This is a genomic window from Cruoricaptor ignavus, from assembly GCF_014961145.1.
GTDB lineage: Bacteria > Bacteroidota > Bacteroidia > Flavobacteriales > Weeksellaceae > Cruoricaptor > Cruoricaptor ignavus.
In genome coordinates this window covers 875720-898744 of the sequence record NZ_CP063145.1, presented here as the reverse complement: position 1 = coordinate 898744, position 23025 = coordinate 875720, and the positions used below count along the sequence as shown (strand labels likewise).

The window sequence follows — 23025 nt, the reverse complement described above, 5'->3', positions numbered from 1 at the left end:
TATGGTTAATTTTTATTGATTGTGCAATGCATTCAGCTCGATGATTTTTTCGTTGAGCAGCTTCTGTGCATCGATGTATTTGTTTTTAATTTCCAGCGCCTGATTCACCAAAATGGAATATTCCAGATAATCCGTTTCGCCTTCCTTCAGCAGAAGATTGGCGGTGAACAGAATTTTTTCCGCATTGGCAATGCCCGCCGTTTTGTAATAATCCACTTCCGATTTTAGTTTTTCAAATTCGCCAAAGCTCTGCGCATACTGGTTTTGCAGCTGTTTCAGCCCGATGGCATAGTTATTTTCCGCAATTTGCTGGTTGATTTTCTGGCCTTCAATCACGGATTTCTGCGCACCTGTAAACAGCGGAATCGCCACGCCAATTACCGCGCTGTGAAAGCGTTTCGAGTAATCGTACTCCTTATTATCCGCACCAGCACCCTTCATCGTCATCGAATTTACGCCAATGCTGAAGCTCGGCAAAAGTTTCGCTTTCTCGGCTTCCAATCTTGCGTCTTCAATATTTTTCTGCTGCTGAAGCTGGCGCAACACAAAGGAATTTTCACCAAAATTTTCCAGCAACGGCATCAGGTCCTGGCTGAAAAAACTACCGCTTTCATTCGTGAATTTTTCCGCATCATTTATCAGATTGTTGAACTGAAACAGCAGAATTTCCCTGTCTTTCCTGATGCCGTTTAGCTGCATTTGCGCTTCGCTGCGGTAGGCTTCAGCCGTGGTTTTTTCCAGGATGCTGCTTTCGCCGGCTTTTAGTCTGAGTTCTGCGTTTCGAAAAAAATTACGGTAAATGCTATCGGCTTGCTGCAGCAGTTTTTCCTTTTCATCGAGGTAATTCAGGTTGTTGTAAATCAGCGCCAGTTCTCTTCTTAGCTGCCATTTCTGAATTTCGAGATGCATCCCTGCATTTTTCCACTCTTCTTCCAGCACCATTTTTTGTGCGTTGTAGAATTTCGGCAAACGGAAAGTTTGCGTGGCGGAAAACCGGTTGTCAAAATAAATGGAATTCATCTGCCCTAATTCTGCGGTAATTTGTAGCGGCTCAATTTCACGGTAAGAACTGCGGATCTTGTCTTGATACTCAATTTTCAGCAATCCGTTCTGCAAAGTGAGATTATTCTGAAAAGCCTTATCCACAGCGGTTTCCAGCGAAATAGGAATTTGTGAAAACGCTTGCTGAGCATTTAAAATTATGAAGGCTAAAACATATTTCTTGAACAAAATTTTCATCAGATTTCGTTGTTTGGTGAAACAATTAATTCTTCATCGGCTTCGGTTTCCGATTTCCGTTCTTTGTTGGGAAAATGCGTCTCGAACCAAATGTACATAATTGGCAGCAGAAACAGCGTGAGAAATGTGGCAAGCATCAAACCGCCGATAACTACCGTGGCCAAAGGCCTTTGCACCTCTGCACCTTCACCCTGCGAAAGTGCCATCGGCAAAAAACCGAGCGATGCTACGAATGCGGTCATCAAAACCGGTCTCAATCTAGTGATTCCGCCGGCTTTTACCACGGATTTTAAATCGCTGTGTAATTGTTTCTGCCGGTTAAATTCCGCCACCAAGACAATTCCGTTCAAAACCGCAACGCCGAAAAGCGCGATGAAACCTACGCCTGCAGAAATGCTGAAATTCATTCCGCGAAGCCACAGCGCAAAAATGCCACCAATTGCAGAAAGCGGAATGGCCGTGAAAATCAGCAGGCCGTATTTCACGGAGCGAAAGGCGAAATACAGCATCAGCAAAATCAGTAGCAAACTCACCGGAACTGCGATGCCAAGCCGTGCCTTTGCCTGCTGCAGATTTTCAAAAGTGCCGCCGTAACTCACGGAATATCCGGCAGGAAGTTTCAGGTTTTGCTCCACTTCCTTCTGCAAATCTGCCACGGTGGATTGGATGTCACGGTTGCGCACATTGAAGCCCACGATGATTCTGCGTTGCGCATTTTCCCGCTGAATCTGGTTCACGCTTTCCTTCAGCTCCACCTGTGCTACGGCGCTCAGCGGAATTTCGATTCCGGAAGGTGTAGAAATCAGCAGGTTGCTCACATTTTCCAGATTCTGCCGCTGCTCTTCATCCAGCCTTACCACCAAATCAAATTTCTTCTCGCCTTCGTACACCGAGCCTGCGGCTTGACCTGCAAAAGCCGTGTTCACAATGTTGTTCACATCGCCAAGGTTCAGCCCGTACTGCGAAAGCGCGGCACGATTGTAGGTGATGACAATCTGCGGAATTCCGGAAATTGGCTCTACGAAAATATTTTGTGCACCTTTTACTTTTTTGGAAATTTCGCCGAGTTTTTCCGCATAAACTTTCAGCGAATCCAGATCTTCGCCGAAAATCTTGCACACCACATCTTGCCTTGCACCGCTCATCAGCTCGTTGAAGCGCAAATTCACCGGATATTGGAAGGAATAAGTAACGCCGATGATGTTGCGCTGCAGTTCTTCCGTCATTTTCTCGGCAAGCTCATCGTAAGTTTTCGCGGAAGTCCATTCCTTTCGCGGTTTTAGGATGATCATCATATCGCTGGCATCGATGGGCATAGGATCGGTAGGGATTTCTGAGCTTCCGGTTTTGCCCACGATTTTTTCAATCTCGGGAAATTTTTTCAGCAAAACTTTCTGCGACTGCAAAACCGCTTCGGTTGAAGTTTTGAGATTGCTGCCCGGCAAAACCCTGGTATCCACCGCAAAATCGCCTTCCGGAAGCGTAGGGATAAATTCGCCGCCCAACCTTGACATTACAAAAATGGAAATTCCGAACAATATTGAAACGCCGATAAACACGAGCTTCGGAACTTGCAGAATCTTCGCCAGCCATTTCTCGTAAAGGCTTTCCGCTTTTTCCATCATTTTATCGGAAATGGTTTTTTTGCCGGAAATTTTCCTGGACAAAACCAGCGAGCTCATCATCGGAATGTAGGTAAGCGAAAGGATGAAAGCGCCCAGCAGTGCGAAGATTACGGTTTGTGCCATTGGCTTGAACATCTTGCCTTCGATGCCTTCCAGCGTGAGAATCGGCAGGTAAACTATCAGGATGATCATTTGCCCGAACACTGCGGAATTCATCATTTTCGAAGCCGAAGCCTGCACTTCCCTGTCCATTGTTTTCTGCGAAATTTTCTGCTGCGTGATGCCCGGAATTTGGTGGAACCTGTGCAGCACGGCTTCTACGATGATGACGGCGCCATCCACTATCAGCCCAAAATCCAGCGCACCGAGGCTCATCAGATTGCCCGAGACACCGAAGATGTTCATCATAATGATGGCAAACAGCATCGAAAGCGGAATGACGGATGCCACGAGAAAACCGGCGCGGAAATTCCCGAGAAACAGCACCAGCACGAAGACTACAATCAGCGCGCCTTCCATCAGGTTTTTCTTCACGGTGCTGATGGCGTTGTTCACCATTTTTGTGCGGTCGAGAAACGGCTCGATGACTACGCCTTCCGGAAGCGTTTTCTGGATTTCTGCAACGCGCGCTTTCACATCGGCTATCACCTGGTTTGAGTTCGCGTCCTTCATCATCATCACCACAGCGCCAGCCACTTCGCCTTCACCGTTGTAGGTCATCGCACCGTAGCGCACCGCCTTTCCCAGCTGCACTTTGCCGATGTTTTTGATGTAAATCGGCGTGCCGTCGTCCAGGTTTTTGATGACGGTATTTTCAATATCCTGAATGTTGGCAAGCAGGCCTTCCGTTCGGATGAATAGAGCACTGGCAGCCTTCTCAATATAGGCACCACCCGTGTTTTGGTTGTTGGCAGAAAGCGCATCGAACACTTCCGAAATCGTGACGCCCATTGCTTTCAGCGATGCAGGATTTACAGCGACTTCATACTGTTTCAAATCTCCGCCGAAACTTGCCACATCGGCTACACCTTCGGTGCCCAGCAATTGCCGCCGCACAATCCAATCCTGTATGGTGCGCAGCTCCATCGCGTTGTAGCGGTGCTCGTAGCCTTTTTTTGGGCGGATGATGTATTGGTAAATTTCGCCGAGGCCTGTGGAAATCGGTGCCATTGTAGGCGTTCCCAAATTTTGCGGAATTTCCGTGGAAACCTGCTGCAGCCGTTCTGCAACCTGCTGCCTTGCAAGGTGAACATTTATTTTTTCATCAAAAACGATGGTAATGACCGACAAACCGAAGCGCGAAAAACTGCGCATTTCCTTTATGCCTTCGATGTTGTTGTTCGCCTGTTCCAGCGGGAATGTGATGAAGCGCTCTACATCTGGCGCGCCAAGACTTGGCGAAACGGTGATGATTTGCACCTGATTGTCCGTGATGTCTGGCACTGCATCGATGGGCAATTTTGTGGTTTCGTAAATGCCGAACGATATTAGGCCCAAAGTCATCAGGATGATGATGAATTTATTTTTTATGGAAAATTCAATGATTTTATTGAGCATAAGGTTTCTTTTTAAACAGTTGGTTTTTTTATTGAAAATAATCTGAAGATTCAAAGTGAAACCGCTGATTATTTACTGTGATTTATTTCAGAAACACATTCATTCTATCGAAGTTTTTATTGACGATAGTGATTAAAAAAACCAGGAAAATTTTTAGTTTGAAAAATTCTGCAATGGGATGATTTATCCGAAAGGATTATCAGCACAGGGTTTCAGCGCATTTTATCACTGAAAATATTGCAGAATGGAAAAAAAGAAATCAGCCGATGCTTGGCGGCCTGAAAACGGACGAGAGGTATTCATCGGAAAACGGCTCGATGTAGAAGATGCTGTAATTCCTGTCCTGCGGAATGACGGGCTTTGGCAGCAGGCTAAATTCCTTTGCCGGCGGAATGATGGAAGCCGGTGCGAAAGCTAGGTCGTGCATTTTGAAGGGAAGTTTGGTGTGGTTTTCCGGGTCGGTATTTTTCCCGTGGCTTTCCAGGTAGTGCATCCTGAGGAACGAGTAGAAAGATGTGCCAGGATCTTCGTGCTTGTGCGTGATGTAGTGCCCTACAAGGTCGGGCAGCTTCAGCAGCTGCCTTGCTTCCGTGAAGGCAAGCAGGTAAACCGACAGGAAAAATATGGCGATAAACTTCCGCATTGCACGGCAAATTTACGGAAACTTAAGCACCTGAATTTGAGAATGGTTCTAAATTTTGGCGACTAAAAAAATAATTCTGTGGACTAAATAAAGATAAGAGCCATTTAGAAAGTTTTTAAAAAAATTATTTTGCTGCCCAAATTTCTATTTCGATTTTTATTTCAGGAAGCCCCAACGCTTTCAGATATCCAATAGTCATCGAAGGATAATTCTTTCCGAAAAACGAATCCCACTCTGCATATAAAAAATCCCAATCAATTTCTTCCGTCGCCCAAATATTTACTTTGATAACATCATCTGAAATCAAATTCTGGCTTTCTAAAACCAGCCTGATATTCCTAAAAGTATTGCGAATCTGTTCATTCATTTCCTCTGGGATACCGCCATTAATATCCACGCCAATTTGCCCAGAAAAGGTGTATAGATTAGAATTTTTAGGAATAACCGTAATGTGTGAATATTTACCGACAGGTGCAGGAATATTTTTTGGATTTAAACGAGTTGGCTTCATTTTATCTGCTATTAAATTTATCCGTTACGAATCTATTGAAAAAAACTTAAGATATCATTCGATGATTAAAAAATCTTCGGAATGAATAAGGACAAGAAATTTATTGCTCAAAACTTTTCCTGTAATCTTCCAGAACGCTTTGCTGTTCGCGGTTTCCGATGTCTATTTGTGTGTATTTGTTCAGCGGAATTTCGCTGCGCTACATCCCCGTAAAATACGCCCTTGCCTTTTCTTTCAGAAAAAGGGTTGGAAAATTTCGGAACTCAATTTTCTTAATAAAGAAATATGAAAAAAACATTTCTTCCAACTGGTGATTTGAAATTTCCAAAATTTAAGATAATCGAAATAGTGCCAATAACTACTATTAAGTCTAATACGGTGTGATTAAAAGTTTTTAGTCATATCGCACAAACTGATAATTTCAGAAATTTCAATTGCAATATGGTATGGTGCGATTAAAAGCTGAAAGCGTTTCCTCTAGGTAGAAATTTTCCCTGTATTTCAATTCCAATATGGTGCGATTAAAAGCGGATTAACATTCTTACTTCTTCTCTCGTCTCTAATTTCAATTCCAATATGGTACGATTAAAAGACAGAACATCTAAACGCTATTCCAAGCTTCAGCATTTGGATTTCGACCGGAAGACGCTGCTCAATAAATGCCGGTGCTGCAAGGAGGGAAACCTGGTGACCATTGCCGTTTTCGGGCAGCGCGGTCCGCCGCAGGAATTTCTTTCGTCACCCAATCCGGTAAAACCCCGCAGAAACCACTTCCAAAGGCTACCCAACGCCACAAAAAAAGCAGTCCTTCCGAAAAAACTGCTTTGCACCTCTAAATTCTAAAAACGACATCCCCATAAGAGGATCATCATACTGCTGAAAAGCCACCGGAGCTTCCGTTCAACGGGCTTTCATCTTGTGTCCTGCGGACAAGACGAAAGCTTAGTTATTGGCGGTTCGTGCTTTTACTCATGTTTTATACTTCGATTAACAAATTCAATTATTAATGGGTTAGGCTCATCAATTGTCGAAGTCAAAGCTGGTTGAAATAATGTACCTATAAAAAAAGGATGCTTATCAATTTCAAAAGCTCTCACTTGTCCATCTGGTGATATAGCCGTAAGTTTAAGTCCATTCGCTTTTAAATTGTCAATGTACTTTCCATTAATTCCGTAACTGCAAAAATATTTTCCAAGTAGTTTTTCTCTTTTTATTGTGTCAAACAGTAGTGAATTAGTATCTGTAATTCTTAATTCTTCTTCTTGTTCAACTAACGAGCAAGTCAATTTTGAAATTAATAAGTCGGTTGCATTTGGGTTTGTTTCTTCGTGGTCAGCATTTGTGATACCGCAGACATTCCTTGCAAATTCAATTATCATGTGTTGAAAACCGCCACAATTTCCAAGTGTTGGAATATTATTTTCTCTTACGTAAGTAATTGTATTGATTACGTTTTCCATGTTTCTGTATGGTGAACCTGGTGCAATCCAAAGTCCACTATACATTTTTTTAAATGCTGTTTTGTAATTAAAAATGTCAGTTGCAATCCAGTCAAACTGAACTTCATCTTTTAATATTTTTTGAACCTGCCTAATACTGTCATTCAGTGCATGATGTGTCGAATAGATTGGATTAAAGTCTCCAAGTATTGCAATTTTATGAACCATATTCTATTTTGTCAATGTTTGTTATTTGATTTATCGTGTCAGCTCATAGCATGACCGCCAACGGGAAACGGCTTTGCGAAGGCGGGGTTAAGAAATCCGAAACTTTCCATAAACACGAACCCGAGCAAAAACCATTTTCGTTTTTTCAAAATTACAAAAAAACTAAAAATGGAAAAGTTTTTTTGCGGCTAATAATGACGAAACTTTCAACGCAAGAGAAATTCATCCCCGCTTTTGCAAAACCCATGTTGAACTAAACCTCCGGTAGCTTTTCCCATTCGCCGTTTTAGTAACTTTGTTTTTATTAACCCTTAAAAACATATAAAATGGCTACAAAAAAATCTCCGGAGGATTTAAGGACAAACAAACTCCTGAACCGTGCCTCGAGCGAAATTAACGGTTTTGCCGAACTTCTGCAACGATTCGAAAGAAATATCTCCATCCTGGGCAGAAGCAGGCGTACCTTCGACAATTATTCCCGTCACGTTGCAGCCTTGGCGCTCTAAAAACGACATCCCCATAAGAGGATCATCATACTGCTGAAAAGCCACCGGAGCCTCCGTTCAGCGGGCTTTCATCTTCTGTCCTGCGGACAAGACGAAAGCTTAGTTATTGGTGGCAGGTGTTTTATTCGGTTATGAATGGTTTAAATCGTTGGTCGTACTTTGTTGGTGTAAATTCTGTAATTTCATAGTCAGCTATTTGATGTTTATAGAATGGGTCTTCTTTGATAATTTCCTGAATCTCAATGTCTGAAATGTTGTTTGCCAAAATAACTCCTCCCGTTCTTGGATTTTTACGCCCCGAAAATATAAATTTGTCAAGGGCATAATATTTTTCTAAAAAGTTAATATGCTCTTTAATATGTTTTTCAACTTCGTCAATTGTTGTTTTATATGTCAATGAGATTATGTGCATTTTTCTTGTTTTTATGCTCCAAATTGTCTTAAATGATGGTCAAAATGTTTCCATTGCAAAATTGCCCATTCTTCTGGTGTAAAATTTCCGAAAAATGAATGTGGATGTTTTGTGCATTTTTCAGGTCCATTTTCATAAAATTGTCCAACAAGTTGAATGGCTTTAGCTTTTTCTTTTTCAAATTCTTTTTTGTCTGTAAAAACATAGTTTTTGTCTGTCGGAGAATTTTTGTCCATTGGTTTGTCATTTAAATATTTCTTTTTTAGAAATCCGCCTATGATTTTTCCAATAAACATTCTTTTGGGAAAATTTAGTCCCATTGCTGTTTCAAGCGAAATATTTATGTGAGCTAACATTTGAGCCACATCCATTTTTCCCCACTGTCTTTCGGCATTTGATTGAAGATTGTCCAATCTTTTTAGTATTCCGTTTATGTCTGTTTTGCTGTATAAATTGTTCATTTTTTGTTTGTCAGTTTGTTTGTCAGCGGTAGTTCTGATACACTTGCCACCAACGGTTCGGGGCTTTGCGAAGGAGCGGATTAGAAAGCACAAAAGCTCAATTCAGCACTACAGTTAGCAAAACCATTTTTTTATTTGCTAATTTACTCTTTTTAAGCAAATAAAAAATGGTTTTTGCGGAAAAAAGCACAGATGTTGAAGTTTAAACTTAACCCGCTCTTTTGCAAAACCCATGTTGAACTAAACCTCCGGTAGCTTTTCCCATTCGCCGTTTTAGTAACTTTGTTTTTATTAACCTTTTAAAAACATATAAAATGGCTACAAAAAAATCTCCGGAGGATTTAAGGACAAACAAATTTCTTAATCGTGCCTCGAGCGAAGTTAACGGTTTTGCCGAACTTCTGCAACGATTCGAAAGAAATATCTCCATCCTGGGCAGAAGCAGGCGTACCTTCGACAGTTATTCCCGTCACGTTGCAGCCTTGGTGCTCTAAAAACGACATCCCCATAAGAGGACCATCATACTGCTGAAAAGCCACGGGAGCTTCCGTTCAACGGGCTTTCATCTTCTGTCCTGCGGACAAGACGAAAGCTTAGTTATTGTGCGTAGTATTTTTAATATGATGTACCTCCAAATTCCGATATTACTGTATCATTTTTTATTTGAAATTTCGCCCATTTTTCTAGAGCACCACCATTGGTGTAGTATCCAAAACCTTTTGTTACTTTATTTTCTCCTTTGCGAGTGAACTCAATTACATAACTTCCGTCATTTCTATTTTCCTCCATATTCAGAAAGTCAGAAACTTTTTCATTCGGATTTATTATTTCAAATTTCAATTCATGTAGATATTCAGACGTTGTGAATCTAACGTTCTCAATAGGATGGTCAGATTTGTTTTCAATAGAAAAATTAACTCCATTTTCTTTTCCAACCATTTGACAAGAGATCAACGTAAAAATTAATAATCCAAAAAAAGTTTTTATCATCGGTAAGTGTTTTAATATTACGCACAACGTTTGGGTATTTCTGCAGGCGGGCTAAAAATACGAAATCTTTCTACTTGCTAAAAACTTAATTAACCGCTAAAATCTTCGATGTAAACTTCAATCCCGCTTTTGCAAAACCGATGTTGAACTAAACCTCCGGTAGCTTTTCCCATTCGCCGTTTTAGTACCTTTGTTTTTATTAACCCTTAAAAACATATAAAATGGCTACAAAAAATCTCCGGAGGATTTAAGGACAAACAAATTCCTGAACCGTGCCTCGAGCGAAGTTAACGGTTTTGCCGAACTTCCGCAACGCTTCGAAAGAAATATCTCCATCCTGGGCAGAAGCAGGCGTACCTTCGACAGTTATTCCCGTCACGTTGCAGCCTCCATTACAATCTGTTGCCGTTTTGGTAATCTTCAGGTGTGATACTATAAGTTTCCTTTTCTTCATCGTAGTTTGCTGGATTGAAAATGTTTCTTGGATTTTCATAACAGTTAGATGAAGCAGAACATTGTTGATAAATAATTTTTTTTTGATTTTCAAAAACTATTTCAATATGTGAAAGATTACTAATACTTTTATTAAATATAACATCTGTCATTGAAAGTCCACTATTAAAAGAAACTTCTTTAGCACCTATATTAGCACCTGAAAATAAAAACCCCTGTAAATCAATGACTTACAGGGGTTATTGTGGAGTTGGAGGGATTCTTTAATCCCTATTTTAAACATTAACTAAGTGTTATATTTCCTTAGAATGCTGATTAATACGGGATTTACTCAGTAATATAGAATCATGAACTTTTTTAAACTATGCGCTTTTTAGTCCCTGTTTTTTAAAAGGCGGGACTAAAATAATCCGTTAAACTTGGCCATTGCATCCACCTTGATTTCATCCGCAATTTCAATATATGGTTTCATTGCTTTATAGTCTGAATGTCCTGTCCATTTCATTACAACATGTGCAGGAATACCAATGGACAGAGCGTTACAAATGAAAGTGCGCCGGCCTGCATGACTGGAAATAACTTCATGTTTCGGGAGCATGATTTCACACCGCTTATTTCCCATATAAAATGTTTGTCTAACCGGTTCATTAATTTGCGCATCTTTTGCTAACTGCTGAAGATATTCATTCATTTTCTGGTTGCTGATAGTGGGAAATATCGGCAGGTTTGGATGCTTTGGATTATAGTATCGTAAAACTATTTCTTTACTGTAATCGTTTAGATCGATGCGTAATAAATCAGATGTTTTGATTGTTGTAATGAGTAATACACCATCTTGCAAATCCGAATTCTTAAGATTTATTACATCCGAAAAACGCAGACCTGTAAAGCATTGAAAAAGAAAAATATCTTTCACCCGTCTAAGATAGTTTTGTCCATCTTTCGGTGAATATTCTTTCAACTGTTTCAATTCAGCCTGTGTCAGAAAAACTATGGTCTTCTGTGTTTTCTTCAGTTTAGGTTTGAAAGCAATTGCTGACTCATCTTTCATAATATCTTTCCTTTTCGCCCATCTTAAAAACCATTTGAAGAATGAAATCTGTTTTTCCACAGTTGAATTTCGGAACCCCTTTGTATCCTGAAGAAAGAATTGCAAATTCTGCATTAAATCATCATTAATATCTGACATCTTCAGGGATGAATTAAATTCGAAAATGTGGTTTTTGTTGGTCTTTAGTTTTGCATATGTGCTTTCTGTCCATAATCGGTTTCTACCTTCTTCTTGGATGAAATCATCGTAGAAATCAAATAAGGATTTAGACTTTAATTTCTGTGAACTTTTACCATTTTTATTCACCAGAGAATTGAAAGCCTCTTTAAAATCTGTTACAGAAAAATTATGTCCGGAATGGGATATTTTATCTAATGCATCTTCAAACCTTGTTAGATTCCTGTTTATGATGCTGGCGGAGATTTTCTTTTTTCCGTGTGTAGTATTGATTTTGCAACGCTGCGTATCTGTACTCCATTTATCAATCTCAACTCTGTAGCCTACATTGAATGCTACAATATTACCTTCCCATTTTACCCGGTATCTCAGCCTGGCATCTGATTTTCCTTTTTCTTTATCCAAAAGAAATTGTCCGTGATATCTGGTCATTTGTTTTTAAGAAGATTTATAAGTTCGGTGATCTGGTTTTGAGATTCTTTAAGTCTTTCAAGCCATTCAGCCTGAAGCTCTTGCTGTGACTTTTGTAAATCTAATAGGTTTGTAAAATCGTTATGAGTGATGGTGATGTTTCCATTATTCCCCTTAATTTGACTAATGCCTCCATTGGTTACGCCCTCAATTTTTTGAGAGCCATCTTGAAACGGATCACCGAAACCGGTTGCAAACCACTCCATATTTACATTGAACATTGTTTTCAGCTTATACTTAATGTTGTTTGATACTCTATTTCTACCCGTGTAGATACTACTGAGGGAACCCTGCTTAATCCCTAATTTTTTAGCAAATTCTACTTGATTGTCAAACTGCAATAATTTCTGCAATTCTTTTAAACGTTGGTTCTCAGACATATTATAGGTTTAAAGGGGAGAAAAAATTTTAAAAAACTATAAAAATATTTTGAAGTTATATTATTTAACTGTAGATTTGCAATTGTATTACAGTTACAGTTACAAATATAGTCACAAATACATTTAAAGAATAATAGTAAGATGAACAAGGTTAGCGAGAAGCTTAGAAAATCAATTTTAACAGACAATGCTCTGTCTGCAGAATTAGCTATTCGTGTCGGTTTAAAACAAAGTTCGGTGCTTGCACAGGCCAGAAGAAACAGCAGTCGGTTAGCTAGTTATGAAGCCATTAACTTTTTTAAAGAAAAAGGTTATACCGAGCAGGAAATATTTGATAACAATAAAAATATATTAAAATGAACGCTCAGAGACCGTTATGGGAACTCACCGTAGGAGAATTTCGTGAGCTCTTACAAGAATTTTCACAAACTGAACCCGGAGTAAAGGAGAAGGAAAAAGAATATGTTTATGGTATCAGTGGTTTAGCTAAGTTATTAGGTTGCTCGAACGGCACCGCTTCCAAACTGAAGGCAAGTGGAATCTTCGGTGATGCTATAATTCAGCAAGGAAGGACGATTATAATCGATGCTGATGCTGCTATTTCGGCCATGCGGGAAAATTCAGGGCGATGAATAAGAGCGGAGACAAAGCATATTGTTATGGTATCGATGGGCTTGCCAATCACCTCCATTGCTCAAAGCGCACTGCACACAGGATAAAGGCTTCAGGGAAGATTAACGAAGCAATTATACAGGTAGGCCATATTATTTTGGTGGACAAGAAGAAAGTAGATGTCTTACTTGCAAGAAAGGAAAAAAATTAAAGTATGATTCTGGAAGAGGCTTGGAAAGTGATGGCCACAACTAAGATTACTTCAACTTCACAGCTTCTGCTTATATATCTATTATGTTTTGAAGATGAAATCGTTCAGATTTCGGAAATAAAACTTTCAGAACGATTAGGATGTAGCAAACGAACAATAGCTTCGGCTAAGCAAGAATTAATAAGGAAGGGTCTCTTGGAATTTAAAAGGAAGGGTTTCGGAAATATCGGAACTTATAAATTAATTATTCCACCGGCGGACAAAGTCGAGCAGGAAATTCATGAGAAAGTTACAGAGTCTTCTGTTCCAAGTTCTGATATCCCAACGCTACATGAGTTTGTAAATTATGCAAAAACACTACCTATTTATGACAGTAGCTTGGATTTCTTTGTTACGAGCAAGTACCAATCTTGGATTGATAACGGCTGGAAGTTGCTAATTGGCAACGGAAAGACGCCAATTAGAAATTGGAAAGGGTCATTGCGAACAGCAATGGATGCGTATAAAAATAAAGGTAATTTTAAGAGTGTTTTACCAACTATACAAAGACCATTATCAACTTACAATGAAGAATATAGATAGCAGCGTAGAAATCGAAAAAATTGTTCTCGGTACATTGCTAATTGAGAAGAATGTTTTGGAAAATTATCACATGATGCTTTCGCAGGATTTATTTGCCGTGCATGATCATCAAATCATTTACGGAGTAATTGAGAAAATGTGGAATGAAAATATAGCAATTGATATGATGACTGTATCGTTTGAATTGCAAAAGAAAAATATCACTCACCTTAATGCTTACATCATAGATTTGTCGCTTTTAGTTGCAAGTTCTGCAAATTTGGAAACACACATATTTTACTTAGCAGAATTAGCGACAAAACGTGACTTTATATCAAAATTTTCCCGTCTGTTAAACTTAGCGCAGCAAACTGCAAATGTTGACATTTTTGAGATAAGAGATAAAGCGTTTGAATATTTTGATAATCTTTTTCTTGATAGGTTTGTTGATCGCAATAAACGGACAAAGCAATTTCCAGAATTAATTCAATCCGTAGAAAATAACTTCAGGGCAATCTTAGAAGGGAAGAAAATAGGAATATCGAGCTCGCTCAAACTTATCAACGATGTTATGGGTGGTTGGCAAAACAGCGATCTCAACATCGTTGCCGGAAGACCCGGAATGGGCAAAACCGCATTTATGGTTCAGCAAATCGTAGATTGTGTGGAACAGCACATTCCCGTCGGCGTTTTTTCTTTAGAAATGTCAGCAGAACAGATAGCAGCAAGGATTTTGACCAATATAACAAACATTCCAAACTGGGCTGTATTACGAAAAGGTCTCAACGAGGAGGAATTGCGAACTTATTGGTCATTAAAAGACAAGCTGCAATCATTACAGATATATATTGACGATAGTGCGGCCATTTCAATTCAAAACCTAAGACTAAAGGCGAAAATTATGAAATTGCGATATAATATCGGCATTTTATTCGTAGACTATCTGCAGTTAGTTACAAACCAAGAATCTAAAAAAAATCGGGAGCAAGAGATTTCGTCAATAAGCAGGGGCTTAAAAGCAATTGCGAAAGAACTTAATATCCCTGTTATCGCACTTTCTCAACTCTCAAGAAATTTAGAGCAGCGCAGTGACAAGCGGCCACAATTATCAGACTTAAGAGATTCCGGAGCTATTGAACAGGATGCCGACGTAGTAATGTTTATTTTCAGACCTGAATATTACGGAATTTCATCTTGGAACACAGATGATGATGGTCAGCCTGCTATGATAGACTTACCCTCTGCCAACCAAGCGGAAATTATTATCGAAAAAAACAGACACGGGGCAACACATTTTCAACGTTTCATTATTAATTTAGCAACTTCAAGCTTTCAAAATAAATCATGGAAATGAATGTTGTGCGTTATATCGCAAAATTGCATTGGATCGTGTATGTGATTCCTACAGTAGGGATTCTACTATGTTCTCCTGGAATACTGTTTTTTTTCGTCAGAGATGCGTATGTCCTCAGAGCTATATTGTTAATTCCTTTATTGATCATGCTCAACTGCATTAGAATCTTGTTGATTAAACTTTCTACTCGAATAATTGTTTTTGATGGGATAATTCAACTGAGATCCGGAATTCTTATGAAAAACACACATGATATCTACTTATGGTCAGTAAAATCTGTAAATGTAAATTATCCTTTAGGACAATCAGTTAAACTTGGAACAGTTAGTATTACATCAGGCGATTTGCTCTATAACTTTCGCTTAGCAAATCCAGATGATTTTGTAAAGGAGGTAAACAAACAATTAAACGAAATTTGGACATGAAGAAACAATATTTTCACTTCGTGAACAAAATAGATGTTCCCTTGAATAGCTTTCAAAATTCACACTAAAAAAGAAATAACATTATGATAGCAAAGATTAATCAGACAATCAGTATTGACCAACTCAACTTACTTATAGGAATTGAGGAAAAATTTGTCAAAGATAAAGCTACGACCAGAGAGGATAAAATAGCTCAGTCTCAATCATCAGAAATTCTCAGCCTTCTGAGAAGAAAGAAATTTTTTTTAATGAAAAATGATAATCACAAGAGAAAAATTGCTTTGAAATATCATCTCGCAAATAAACTACTAAAAGATGTAGAGATGACACTGGAATATAATTCTTACAATGAAGTGCAAAATAAACTCCTTACTGAATATCTTACTAATCTACAATCCAAATTAAATTAATACCCATATGGTTATACGTGACTTTACAATTAAAAAGAGAACTGAAAAGGCAATGCTTGTGGAATTCAATCTGAATGGAGAGAATATAACAACCTGGTTTCCAAAATCAAAAATAACTAAATCTGAAGATTATTTAGAAATTGAAGAGGAATTCTGGCAAGAGAAATTAGAAGAAGTTCAAAACCCATCTACTCCAGATAGTTTAAGTGTTTTCGTAGAAGATTACGAACAAAAAGAAAAGTCGGTTAGGGCAACGCTAAGTTGTAAGGTTGGTAACATAACCATTTCTCCGTGGCTTTTTATTCCTAATAAAGTTTGCCAAATATTGGGCGAAAATGAAGGTAAAGCAGAGATTAAAATACAGAAGTGGTTCTGGAATAAAGCGTTTCCTGAGATGATTCAAAGCCAACTGGATTACCTAAACAAAGACAGAGATGAAAAAGAAATGTTTGAAGCCAAAGATTTTACACTATTAACGGCGTTAGAATAATAATTGGTGTATTTTTGTCATACGAACATCATTAAAATGAAGAAAATTTTACTCACAACTGCAATGATATTCAGTTCAGCAGTGTTTTCACAGGAAAGATTGGATAACGCTACCATCCTTAAAATGAAGGATGCCGGCTTGAGTGATGAACTTATCCAAGGGAAAATCAAAACTACAAAGGGAGATTATGATCTTACTACTGAATCTATTTTAGGCCTAAAGAAGGCTGGTTTATCCGACAATGTTATAACAGCAATGATGATAGCACAGTTAGAAAGTAATGATCCTACTAATCAACTTTTTGGCGTCATTACCAGCGGTATCAGAGAGCAGGGCGGCAAACTGATAATTGGAGAAAAAAGCATCAGCAAGGGGGATGAAATTCAAATCAGTGTGCCGTCTGCTGGAAAGGATTTTCTTTCTATAAATCCAAAAGGAAACGTGATGAACGTGCGCAGTATTGGTAAAATTGCCGGTGCAACAGGTGGCATTGTCGGAGCTGTTGGGATGGGATCAAACAATATTAAGACTGTAGTTGGAGCCACAAAAGTTATGAACCGTGCAGAAGCAATCAATCGCACTGCTGATACGGTGGCGGATATTCAGAATTTGTCCGGAAACGCCAAAAAGATTGCGAATAAAAAAGGCACAGTAACCAGTTGGAGAAAGGATGATGAAGCCTATGTTGTAGAGGTTTTAATCGACAACAAAAAGTATGATATCGATATCAGAGAAGCTGTAATGATGTTTGAAGTGAAACTATAACTTACAGAAAACATATATAAATAGAGACTGTCTTTTTGGACAGTTTTTTTTTATTCATTGTTGCAGATTTTGCACTTCATTGTTGCAGATTTTGCACTTCATTGTTGCAGATTCTGCACTTCATTGTTGCAGATTCTGCACTTCATTGTTGCAGATTTTGCACTTCATTGTTGCAGATTTTGCACTTCATTGTTGCAGATTTTGAACTTCATTGTTGCAGATTCTGCACTTCATTGTTGCAGATTTTGCACTTCATTGTTGCAGATTTTGCACTTCATTGTTGCAGATTTTGCACTTCATTGTTGCAGATTCTGCACTTCATTGTTGCAGATTTTGCAACAATTATTTAAAAATAATCTTTTGATAACCAAACTGTTACATTTTTTTTCAGAAATTTCAATAAAAATAATTTGTAGGTCTCAGATTTTTCTTTTTTTCTGTGTATATATTATATAATATTATTTTATAATATACATACACACAATTGTTTTTTCAAACTATGTTATTTTTTGAAGGTTTTTAAAATAAAGGTTTATTGCAAGGTGTGCCATTGTACGGATAGCGGCGCACCGACAATCCTAAATGGCTTCCTTGCCTTTCCTTGAAGGGAAAAGGATTTAGAACTTTCGGAACTCAAGTCCAGCAAGCTGAATCTAAAAAAAGACATTTGCCCGGAGAAGTAATAAACCACTTTGTAAATTAATAAACCACTTCTTTCTGCCGAAAAGAACACATCACTTGTAAGGTTTTTACGAACGGATCATTTTTGCATTGAATTTTATTCAGAATACAAAGCGTGCTGGAAGGAAGACTTGAAATCCGTATTGAAGATGACCGGAAACAAAGGTGGATCAGAAAATGTCAGGATTTAAAAATTTCTATGAAAAGCCTGATTGTGAATTCTGTCGAAAACAGAATCAGCATTGGTGAAAAACGCACGGTTTGTGAGTTCCTTGAAAAGCACGACAATATTTACAAGAAGGTTGAAAATAATATTAACCAATTTGCGAAGATTGCCAACGCTCAGAAGCATATTTCAAATGATTTACTTAAAGATTTTAACCAGTTGCTAATCGAAATAGTAAGACTGAAAAAGCTCGAAATCGAGAGAGTGAATCAGATTTATGAATTGATGACACATGGTCGTTAAAATTTTGAATTCTGCCGGAGATAATTTCAATGGTGTAAAATATAACGACAAAAAAATAGCGAACGAGAAGGGGGAATTAATGCTGAAAAAGAATTTCCCATCATATGTCGGTGACAGTGCCGGCGAAGTACGCATTTACTTAAAAGCTATTTCGCAAAGCGAGCGAATAAAGAAACCACAGTTTCACGCTGTAATTTCGTCAAGGTTCCGGGAGCAAAGCAAAGAGGAACTGACTGACATTGCACAGGAGTTCATGAATAAGATGGGATATGGGGAACAACCTTATATAGTAGTTTTCCATAATGACACAGAAAATAATCATGTCCACATCGTAAGCACAAGGGTTTCGAAAAGCACAGGTAAAAAGATTAACGCAAGTTTCGAGAGGCTTAAAGCACAGCAGGCTTTGCGACAGGCATACGCCGAAAGATTTGAAGCAGACACCGACAAAAGGTTGGATGCAATTCTGAAATACAGATTTACGACAAAATCACAATTAGAAGAGGCATTAAAGACAGCAGGTTACAAAGCTGTTGTTGATGAAAACAAGCGCGAAAAGATTTCGATATATACGAAAGGTATCAAGGTAAAAGAAATCGAAGATGTCTCAAAACTTTTCCAAGAACCGGATGAAGCAAGAAAGAACCAAGTAAAGGCGATTCTTGCTAAATATTCTAAGCAATGGTCTGGAAAGGTTTTTACTATTGAAGACAAACGCTACGGGCTTGGGCTTCACCGAAATCTGGAAAATGTAAAAAACAATTACGTTCTTAACAGTGAACTCCAGCATCGTTTGAAAGAATCTTTTGGAATGGCTATCGTTTTTCATTCCAAAGACGGCCGAACACCATTCGGTTATACACTCATAGACCATAGCACAGGAAATATCTATAAGGGAAGCAGTCTGTTGAAAATGGAAAGGCTGTTTCAATTCACAGATGACAGAATTGACAAAAAGACTTTCGAATCGGTTAACGACTTCAAAATAGGAAGTCAAGCACATAGGGATGCTCTGGTTAATTTTCTGTCAACCAAATTTAAAGGTCTGAAACCGAACATGGTTTTAGGAACCAAAGGCAGAATTACTTTCGAAGAAAGAAAGGAACTTCGTAAGGAATACATTAAACTTCTTAGAGGAGTAAAAAGTGAAGCTAGCCTCATCGAATATAGCGGAAAGAAATTCATTATTGATTTCCGATCTCACAAAATTGAGTCAGCGGATAAACTGCTGAGCCAAGAAATTGCAACGAAAATTCAGGATTTTTCGGAAGCTCCTCAGCAAATCAATTTAGGTGTTACGGATATACTGAAATCCGCCGACAAAATTATAATGGAAACTTTAAAACCACATTATACGGGGAAAACTACGGAAGAATCCGGTCAAGATAATTTATTAAAGCGAAAACGAAGAAAAAGGAGATAGATGATTGTAACTATTTCAAACCAAAAAGGCGGTGTAGGAAAAACAACTTTTGCAATGGCGTTTGCTAATTTCCTTAGTCTTGAAAGAGGATTGACATTAACGGTATTTGACTACGATTATCAGAAGTCATTCTATACCCGATGGCTGCGAGATTCTGAATCGTTACCAGAAAAGGAGCCTCTTTATGAGGTTATAAACTTGGTAGCAGATGCAGGTAGATTAGTCGATACGAGTGAGATGCTGGGAAATCATGATTCGTCTGAAATATGGCTATTTGATTTAGCAGGAACACTGGACGCTGCATATCTTCAACTTCTAAAGCTAACAGATGCGTTCGTAATTCCTTTTGAGTATTCTGATTTGTCTACCAAATCTACAGCTATGTTCAATGCAATGCTTGATGAATGCCAATTTATGGGAACAAGGTTTTATATCAAGAGCAGAATGGATAAAGGCTATAGGTACCCCACCCAGGGAACATTTGATGCGTATCTGAAGAATGCGGGGGTTCTTATCGAGGCACCTCTTTACAAACGCAACTGTATGCATAAGATTAATACAAGGACTTATCCGACAGATGTTAAAGAAGCCACAAGGGAAACCTGTATTGAATTGATATCCAAGATGAACACAGCTTTTGATACAACATTTTAAGATTTTATGGGAAAAATTACTCTTATCGTATTAGGACTGTATGTGCTGTATTACGCAGGCATGATCACATATGATCTTTTCTTCAAGAAAGAAAAACCCACGCTGAATCAGCAGGGGGAAACTGTTTTCTCTATTGCTGCACTGGCAGAGAAGGAACAAGGTGAACCGGTAGATGTTTCCTTTGATGATATGGCAAACATCACAACGCCAGGCCACATGCAGAAAATGAAGTTCGACGAGAAAGATTTGCCCGATGAATATTTCCAAGAAGTCTATGAAGAAGAAAGCAAAATTAACGGATTTGACTTTACTGACTTCGAAGAAGAAGAAAATGAGGAAGTAAGCAAACCGAAGGGGGAGGACATACTGACAGAAAGAGAAGATCAGAAACCTAAGGATACAGGAATGACCTCAGAGGAATTTATGAACATCCTTAATAACTGTGATCGTTTGGTGGTCGCCAAAGAGGTAGAAGGCGAAACGGTATATGTTGAAAGAAAATATGCAATTTAATAACCTTTTAATTTATAAACTATGAACAGATTGAAAATGAGTCTCAGCAAAGTAAACAAGAAAAAACTGCTGGGAAGAATGCTAACATTGGGCTTGGTAATGTTGGCCTTTGTACCGGTTTGCGCTCAATCAGCATTGGCTGAGGCAGCAAATACATTGAGCGGTTACAAAGGTGACGTGAGAAAAATCTGCTATGCAATCGGTGCCATTACCGGTCTAATAGGAGGTGTGCGGATTTACAACAAATGGAATAACGGCGATCAAGATATCAATAAGGAAATCGTTGGTTGGTCAGGTGCCTGCCTGTTTCTTTTCTTAATGCCTACATTCCTAGATACAATGATGAAAGGGTCTTAAGCATGGCATTTTACTTATACAAGGGGCTGAAGAAGCCCCTGTATTTTCTTGGCTTAAAGGAGAAATATATCTATTACGCATTAGGAGTAGTTTTCGGAGGATTTTTGTTGCTGGCGGTTTTATCAGCGACGGTTGGAACGTTAGGGACTGTTGCAGGTCTTGCTATTATAGGCGTTGGTATATTAATAATATTCAAAATACAAGACAAGAAGGGTTTATACAGCAAAACTAAAAATGACGGTGAAGTTCACGAAATTCCAAATATGATGGGAAAAAGACTCAAGAAGAAATGAAAAAAAAAGAAAAACAGTTTGAAATTCCATTTATAGGATACGATTTTGGCGAAACGCACGGATGGTCGTTTGACACCGTTATAAGTCATTATGGTAATCCTGTTATTGGGTTTAAACTGAAGAACATCGTTCAGCAATATTCTGCCGATCCGGATGCTTATCTGAATTTTCATTCGGTTATGAACCAGGTGGTCTCGATTGTCGGAGAGGAGCACATCGTACAGAAGCTCGACATATTTAGCAAACAAACATATAAGGCTGAACAATCTAAACATTTTCTTCAGCAGAAATATTCCGAACATTTTGACGGAAGAGAATTCAGGGTGATTGATTCACTTCTTTTTATTACAGATTTAGTTGACACTCGAAATAAAAAAGCGAAATATGAATTCTCTGAAAAAAAGTATAAAGAATTACGGGATAAAGCCCAAAAGGTTTACCTTCTATCCTGTCCCCCAAATTTCGACCACGGTTAAGCAGATTTAAGTTTGTTGGTTGGTTCAAAAATAAACAAATCTTTTGGTTTTTGATGATTAATTCCTTGGTGTCTTCTTTGGTTATATTCATCAATAAAATCTCTAATACCATCTCTCAATTCCCATGCTGATTCTATTGCATACAAGTAAATGTAATCATATTTTATCGTTCTAAAAAAGCGTTCAATATAAATATTGTCCGTAGCTCTACCTTTTCCGTCCATGCTGATTTTTATGCCATGTCCTTCCATGCAATCTAGCCAGTTTGATGAAGTATACTGGCTCCCTTGGTCGGAGTTAACGATTTCAGGCTTGCCATATTTCTTTATCGCCTCATTCATCGCCGAAGTCTGGGTTTCCATCTCCAAAGTGTTGGAAAGTTGCCAGCCCACAATATAGCGGCTATACACATCGATAATCGCCGTAAGGTACATAAAGCCCCTTTTCATCGGGATGTAGCTGATGTCTATCTGCCAAACCTGGTTGGGTCTTTCTATTTTTAAACCCCTCAAAAGATACGGTCGAATATAGCTTGTCTTGCCCAATTTACTCAAATTTCTTTTAGGGTAAATGGTGGCGATGCCCATCACCTGCATCAGGCGGCGAACCCTCTTCCGGTTCACGCTAAAGCCCATTTCCTTGAGTTCCCGGGTGATCCTTCGGATGCCAAAACTGGGATATTTCAGGTGGATTTTATCGATTTCCGTCATCAATATTAAATTTGCATCGCGTTCTCTTTGCGGACTATAATACAAATTACTCCTGTTGATGCATAGTAAATCGCACTGTTTGCGGATGCTCAGCCGGTGCTTCCTGTCTATCATTTCCTGTCTTTCCTTTATTCCTCGAGCATCCCTAAGTTTTTTTTTAGAAAATCGATTTCTATCTGCAGCTGCCCGATTTTCTGATAGAGCTTTTCCTCTTTCCCGGCGGAGTGTTCTTTTTTCTTTTCTAAAGCAAAAACCTGCTCGGACTTGCTTAAAAATTCCTTCTTCCAGTTTTGGATTTGCTGGGGATGGACTTCGAACCGGGAGGCTAATTCTGCCAACGTTTGCCTTTCTTTCAGTGCTTCGAGGGCAACCTGTGCCTTGAAGCTTGGAGTAAATTTTCGTCTTTGTTTTTTCATCTTTTTACGAGTTAAAATTAATTCTTTTTTTTAAACTTAACTCGTGGTCTGAGTTTAGGGGT

General features: G+C 38.7%; 28 protein-coding genes and 3 pseudogenes. 19 read left to right on the top strand and 12 right to left on the bottom strand.

The features are described 5' to 3' along the window. Nucleotides 1-12: 12 nt before the first annotated feature. The 3 genes and pseudogenes from IMZ16_RS04225 to IMZ16_RS04215 form a co-directional block, all read right to left on the bottom strand. Nucleotides 13-4421, bottom strand: a pseudogene (locus IMZ16_RS04225) (CusA/CzcA family heavy metal efflux RND transporter). A 259-nt stretch (nucleotides 4422-4680) separates the two neighbouring features. Then, nucleotides 4681-5064, bottom strand: a complete 384-nt coding sequence (locus IMZ16_RS04220; protein ID WP_193440628.1) for a hypothetical protein — start codon at nucleotides 5062-5064, stop codon at nucleotides 4681-4683. A 124-nt stretch (nucleotides 5065-5188) separates the two neighbouring features. Beyond that, a complete protein-coding gene (locus tag IMZ16_RS04215) occupies nucleotides 5189-5575 on the bottom strand; it encodes a RidA family protein (protein ID WP_193440627.1) in 387 nt (128 codons plus the stop codon). A 642-nt stretch (nucleotides 5576-6217) separates the two neighbouring features. On the opposite strand from IMZ16_RS04215, the pseudogene IMZ16_RS10520 reads away from it, so the two are divergent. Then, nucleotides 6218-6328, top strand: a pseudogene (locus IMZ16_RS10520) (IS91 family transposase); the annotation flags it as partial. A gap of 212 nt (nucleotides 6329-6540) precedes the next feature. Here IMZ16_RS10520 and IMZ16_RS04205 read toward each other — a convergent pair. Then, entirely contained in the window at nucleotides 6541-7242 is a 702-nt protein-coding gene (locus IMZ16_RS04205) for a CTP synthase C-terminal region-related (seleno)protein (RefSeq protein ID WP_193440626.1), read from the bottom strand. Nucleotides 7243-7568: 326 nt separating this feature from the next. Here IMZ16_RS04205 and IMZ16_RS04200 point away from each other — a divergent pair, with 326 nt between their 5' ends. Continuing rightward, a complete protein-coding gene (locus tag IMZ16_RS04200; RefSeq protein ID WP_193440625.1) occupies nucleotides 7569-7748 on the top strand; it encodes a hypothetical protein in 180 nt (59 codons plus the stop codon). 121 nt (nucleotides 7749-7869) lie between these two features. Here IMZ16_RS04200 and IMZ16_RS04195 read toward each other — a convergent pair whose 3' ends face one another. Together IMZ16_RS04195 and IMZ16_RS04190 are read right to left on the bottom strand one after the other, a co-directional pair. Beyond that, nucleotides 7870-8160 (bottom strand): YciI family protein, encoded by a 291-nt coding sequence (locus IMZ16_RS04195; protein WP_193440624.1) that lies wholly within the window; start codon nucleotides 8158-8160, stop codon nucleotides 7870-7872. Between the two features lie 11 nt (nucleotides 8161-8171). Then, on the bottom strand, nucleotides 8172-8621 hold the full coding sequence (locus IMZ16_RS04190) for a DUF1569 domain-containing protein (protein ID WP_193440623.1): 450 nt from the start codon (nucleotides 8619-8621) through the stop codon (nucleotides 8172-8174). 314 nt (nucleotides 8622-8935) lie between these two features. Here IMZ16_RS04190 and IMZ16_RS04185 point away from each other — a divergent pair, with 314 nt between their 5' ends. Continuing rightward, on the top strand, nucleotides 8936-9115 hold the full coding sequence (locus tag IMZ16_RS04185) for a hypothetical protein (RefSeq protein ID WP_193440622.1): 180 nt from the start codon (nucleotides 8936-8938) through the stop codon (nucleotides 9113-9115). Nucleotides 9116-9236: 121 nt separating this feature from the next. Here the strand turns inward: IMZ16_RS04185 and IMZ16_RS04180 are convergent, their stop codons facing one another. From IMZ16_RS04180 to IMZ16_RS04165, 4 genes are all read right to left on the bottom strand, one after another. Further along, nucleotides 9237-9560 carry a hypothetical protein gene (locus IMZ16_RS04180; protein WP_193440621.1) on the bottom strand — a complete coding sequence of 108 codons (324 nt, stop codon included), beginning with the start codon at nucleotides 9558-9560 and terminating at the stop codon, nucleotides 9237-9239. 298 nt (nucleotides 9561-9858) lie between these two features. Continuing rightward, the gene (locus IMZ16_RS04175; protein ID WP_193440620.1) at nucleotides 9859-10158 is read right to left on the bottom strand and encodes a hypothetical protein; all 300 of its coding nucleotides are present in this window, start codon (nucleotides 10156-10158) and stop codon (nucleotides 9859-9861) included. 306 nt (nucleotides 10159-10464) lie between these two features. Beyond that, nucleotides 10465-11724, bottom strand: a complete 1260-nt coding sequence (locus tag IMZ16_RS04170) for a site-specific integrase (protein ID WP_193440619.1) — start codon at nucleotides 11722-11724, stop codon at nucleotides 10465-10467. Next, a complete protein-coding gene (locus tag IMZ16_RS04165) occupies nucleotides 11721-12143 on the bottom strand; it encodes a helix-turn-helix domain-containing protein (protein WP_193440618.1) in 423 nt (140 codons plus the stop codon). Before IMZ16_RS04165 ends, IMZ16_RS04170 begins: the two co-directional genes overlap by 4 nt. 141 nt (nucleotides 12144-12284) lie before the next feature. On the opposite strand from IMZ16_RS04165, the gene IMZ16_RS04160 reads away from it, so the two are divergent. From IMZ16_RS04160 to IMZ16_RS04085, 16 genes are all read left to right on the top strand, one after another. Next, nucleotides 12285-12503, top strand: coding sequence for a hypothetical protein (locus tag IMZ16_RS04160; protein ID WP_193440617.1), 219 nt, complete (start codon nucleotides 12285-12287; stop codon nucleotides 12501-12503). Next, nucleotides 12500-12775 (top strand): DUF3853 family protein, encoded by a 276-nt coding sequence (locus IMZ16_RS04155; RefSeq protein ID WP_193440616.1) that lies wholly within the window; start codon nucleotides 12500-12502, stop codon nucleotides 12773-12775. The genes IMZ16_RS04160 and IMZ16_RS04155 overlap by 4 nt, the downstream gene beginning before the upstream one ends. Continuing rightward, nucleotides 12772-12966: a DUF3853 family protein gene (locus IMZ16_RS04150; RefSeq protein WP_193440615.1), complete on the top strand. Its 195-nt coding sequence runs from the start codon at nucleotides 12772-12774 to the stop codon at nucleotides 12964-12966. The genes IMZ16_RS04155 and IMZ16_RS04150 overlap by 4 nt, the downstream gene beginning before the upstream one ends. A 3-nt stretch (nucleotides 12967-12969) precedes the next feature. Continuing rightward, nucleotides 12970-13548: a helix-turn-helix domain-containing protein gene (locus IMZ16_RS04145; RefSeq protein ID WP_193440614.1), complete on the top strand. Its 579-nt coding sequence runs from the start codon at nucleotides 12970-12972 to the stop codon at nucleotides 13546-13548. Beyond that, complete coding sequence (locus IMZ16_RS04140) at nucleotides 13532-14881, top strand: replicative DNA helicase (RefSeq protein ID WP_193440613.1); 1350 nt, start codon at nucleotides 13532-13534, stop codon at nucleotides 14879-14881. The genes IMZ16_RS04145 and IMZ16_RS04140 overlap by 17 nt, the downstream gene beginning before the upstream one ends. Continuing rightward, nucleotides 14872-15306 carry a PH domain-containing protein gene (locus tag IMZ16_RS10505; RefSeq protein WP_394368278.1) on the top strand — a complete coding sequence of 145 codons (435 nt, stop codon included), beginning with the start codon at nucleotides 14872-14874 and terminating at the stop codon, nucleotides 15304-15306. Before IMZ16_RS04140 ends, IMZ16_RS10505 begins: the two co-directional genes overlap by 10 nt. Before the next feature lie 83 nt (nucleotides 15307-15389). Then, complete coding sequence (locus IMZ16_RS04130) at nucleotides 15390-15716, top strand: hypothetical protein (RefSeq protein WP_193440611.1); 327 nt, start codon at nucleotides 15390-15392, stop codon at nucleotides 15714-15716. Between the two features lie 7 nt (nucleotides 15717-15723). Next, a complete protein-coding gene (locus IMZ16_RS04125; RefSeq protein WP_193440610.1) occupies nucleotides 15724-16206 on the top strand; it encodes a hypothetical protein in 483 nt (160 codons plus the stop codon). 36 nt (nucleotides 16207-16242) lie between these two features. Continuing rightward, on the top strand, nucleotides 16243-16971 hold the full coding sequence (locus IMZ16_RS04120) for a hypothetical protein (protein ID WP_193440609.1): 729 nt from the start codon (nucleotides 16243-16245) through the stop codon (nucleotides 16969-16971). A gap of 880 nt (nucleotides 16972-17851) precedes the next feature. Continuing rightward, a complete protein-coding gene (locus IMZ16_RS04115; RefSeq protein ID WP_193440608.1) occupies nucleotides 17852-18121 on the top strand; it encodes a hypothetical protein in 270 nt (89 codons plus the stop codon). A gap of 4 nt (nucleotides 18122-18125) precedes the next feature. After that, on the top strand, nucleotides 18126-19544 hold the full coding sequence (locus tag IMZ16_RS04110; RefSeq protein ID WP_193440607.1) for a relaxase/mobilization nuclease domain-containing protein: 1419 nt from the start codon (nucleotides 18126-18128) through the stop codon (nucleotides 19542-19544). After that, nucleotides 19545-20198 (top strand): ParA family protein, encoded by a 654-nt coding sequence (locus IMZ16_RS04105; RefSeq protein ID WP_193440606.1) that lies wholly within the window; start codon nucleotides 19545-19547, stop codon nucleotides 20196-20198. It begins immediately after the preceding gene. A 60-nt stretch (nucleotides 20199-20258) separates the two neighbouring features. Beyond that, nucleotides 20259-20711 (top strand): hypothetical protein, encoded by a 453-nt coding sequence (locus IMZ16_RS04100; RefSeq protein WP_193440605.1) that lies wholly within the window; start codon nucleotides 20259-20261, stop codon nucleotides 20709-20711. Between the two features lie 21 nt (nucleotides 20712-20732). Then, on the top strand, nucleotides 20733-21068 hold the full coding sequence (locus IMZ16_RS04095; protein WP_227411561.1) for a DUF4134 domain-containing protein: 336 nt from the start codon (nucleotides 20733-20735) through the stop codon (nucleotides 21066-21068). A 2-nt stretch (nucleotides 21069-21070) separates the two neighbouring features. After that, entirely contained in the window at nucleotides 21071-21361 is a 291-nt protein-coding gene (locus tag IMZ16_RS04090) for a DUF4133 domain-containing protein (RefSeq protein ID WP_193440604.1), read from the top strand. Beyond that, entirely contained in the window at nucleotides 21358-21837 is a 480-nt protein-coding gene (locus tag IMZ16_RS04085) for a hypothetical protein (RefSeq protein WP_193440603.1), read from the top strand. Before IMZ16_RS04090 ends, IMZ16_RS04085 begins: the two co-directional genes overlap by 4 nt. Here IMZ16_RS04085 and IMZ16_RS04080 read toward each other — a convergent pair. Together IMZ16_RS04080 and IMZ16_RS04075 are read right to left on the bottom strand one after the other, a co-directional pair. Next, nucleotides 21834-22823, bottom strand: coding sequence for an IS3 family transposase (locus tag IMZ16_RS04080; protein ID WP_227411574.1), 990 nt, complete (start codon nucleotides 22821-22823; stop codon nucleotides 21834-21836). The genes IMZ16_RS04085 and IMZ16_RS04080 overlap by 4 nt on opposite strands. Further along, nucleotides 22775-22963 (bottom strand): annotated as a pseudogene (locus tag IMZ16_RS04075) (transposase); the annotation flags it as partial. The pseudogene IMZ16_RS04075 and the gene IMZ16_RS04080, both read right to left, overlap by 49 nt. Nucleotides 22964-23025 lie beyond the last annotated feature (62 nt).

What these genes read in the sequence shown, in the direction of transcription:
- IMZ16_RS04220 (WP_193440628.1), bottom strand. Translation starts at nt 5,064, where the DNA reads ATGCGGAAGTTTATCGCCATATTTTTCCTGTCGGTTTACCTGCTTGCC.
- IMZ16_RS04215 (WP_193440627.1), bottom strand. Translation starts at nt 5,575, where the DNA reads ATGAAGCCAACTCGTTTAAATCCAAAAAATATTCCTGCACCTGTCGGT.
- IMZ16_RS04205 (WP_193440626.1), bottom strand. Translation starts at nt 7,242, where the DNA reads ATGGTTCATAAAATTGCAATACTTGGAGACTTTAATCCAATCTATTCG.
- IMZ16_RS04200 (WP_193440625.1), top strand. Translation starts at nt 7,569, where the DNA reads ATGGCTACAAAAAAATCTCCGGAGGATTTAAGGACAAACAAACTCCTG.
- IMZ16_RS04195 (WP_193440624.1), bottom strand. Translation starts at nt 8,160, where the DNA reads ATGCACATAATCTCATTGACATATAAAACAACAATTGACGAAGTTGAA.
- IMZ16_RS04190 (WP_193440623.1), bottom strand. Translation starts at nt 8,621, where the DNA reads ATGAACAATTTATACAGCAAAACAGACATAAACGGAATACTAAAAAGA.
- IMZ16_RS04185 (WP_193440622.1), top strand. Translation starts at nt 8,936, where the DNA reads ATGGCTACAAAAAAATCTCCGGAGGATTTAAGGACAAACAAATTTCTT.
- IMZ16_RS04180 (WP_193440621.1), bottom strand. Translation starts at nt 9,560, where the DNA reads ATGGTTGGAAAAGAAAATGGAGTTAATTTTTCTATTGAAAACAAATCT.
- IMZ16_RS04170 (WP_193440619.1), bottom strand. Translation starts at nt 11,724, where the DNA reads ATGACCAGATATCACGGACAATTTCTTTTGGATAAAGAAAAAGGAAAA.
- IMZ16_RS04165 (WP_193440618.1), bottom strand. Translation starts at nt 12,143, where the DNA reads ATGTCTGAGAACCAACGTTTAAAAGAATTGCAGAAATTATTGCAGTTT.
- IMZ16_RS04160 (WP_193440617.1), top strand. Translation starts at nt 12,285, where the DNA reads ATGAACAAGGTTAGCGAGAAGCTTAGAAAATCAATTTTAACAGACAAT.
- IMZ16_RS04155 (WP_193440616.1), top strand. Translation starts at nt 12,500, where the DNA reads ATGAACGCTCAGAGACCGTTATGGGAACTCACCGTAGGAGAATTTCGT.
- IMZ16_RS04150 (WP_193440615.1), top strand. Translation starts at nt 12,772, where the DNA reads ATGAATAAGAGCGGAGACAAAGCATATTGTTATGGTATCGATGGGCTT.
- IMZ16_RS04145 (WP_193440614.1), top strand. Translation starts at nt 12,970, where the DNA reads ATGATTCTGGAAGAGGCTTGGAAAGTGATGGCCACAACTAAGATTACT.
- IMZ16_RS04140 (WP_193440613.1), top strand. Translation starts at nt 13,532, where the DNA reads ATGAAGAATATAGATAGCAGCGTAGAAATCGAAAAAATTGTTCTCGGT.
- IMZ16_RS10505 (WP_394368278.1), top strand. Translation starts at nt 14,872, where the DNA reads ATGGAAATGAATGTTGTGCGTTATATCGCAAAATTGCATTGGATCGTG.
- IMZ16_RS04130 (WP_193440611.1), top strand. Translation starts at nt 15,390, where the DNA reads ATGATAGCAAAGATTAATCAGACAATCAGTATTGACCAACTCAACTTA.
- IMZ16_RS04125 (WP_193440610.1), top strand. Translation starts at nt 15,724, where the DNA reads ATGGTTATACGTGACTTTACAATTAAAAAGAGAACTGAAAAGGCAATG.
- IMZ16_RS04120 (WP_193440609.1), top strand. Translation starts at nt 16,243, where the DNA reads ATGAAGAAAATTTTACTCACAACTGCAATGATATTCAGTTCAGCAGTG.
- IMZ16_RS04115 (WP_193440608.1), top strand. Translation starts at nt 17,852, where the DNA reads ATGAAAAGCCTGATTGTGAATTCTGTCGAAAACAGAATCAGCATTGGT.
- IMZ16_RS04105 (WP_193440606.1), top strand. Translation starts at nt 19,545, where the DNA reads ATGATTGTAACTATTTCAAACCAAAAAGGCGGTGTAGGAAAAACAACT.
- IMZ16_RS04100 (WP_193440605.1), top strand. Translation starts at nt 20,259, where the DNA reads ATGATCACATATGATCTTTTCTTCAAGAAAGAAAAACCCACGCTGAAT.
- IMZ16_RS04095 (WP_227411561.1), top strand. Translation starts at nt 20,733, where the DNA reads ATGAACAGATTGAAAATGAGTCTCAGCAAAGTAAACAAGAAAAAACTG.
- IMZ16_RS04090 (WP_193440604.1), top strand. Translation starts at nt 21,071, where the DNA reads ATGGCATTTTACTTATACAAGGGGCTGAAGAAGCCCCTGTATTTTCTT.
- IMZ16_RS04085 (WP_193440603.1), top strand. Translation starts at nt 21,358, where the DNA reads ATGAAAAAAAAAGAAAAACAGTTTGAAATTCCATTTATAGGATACGAT.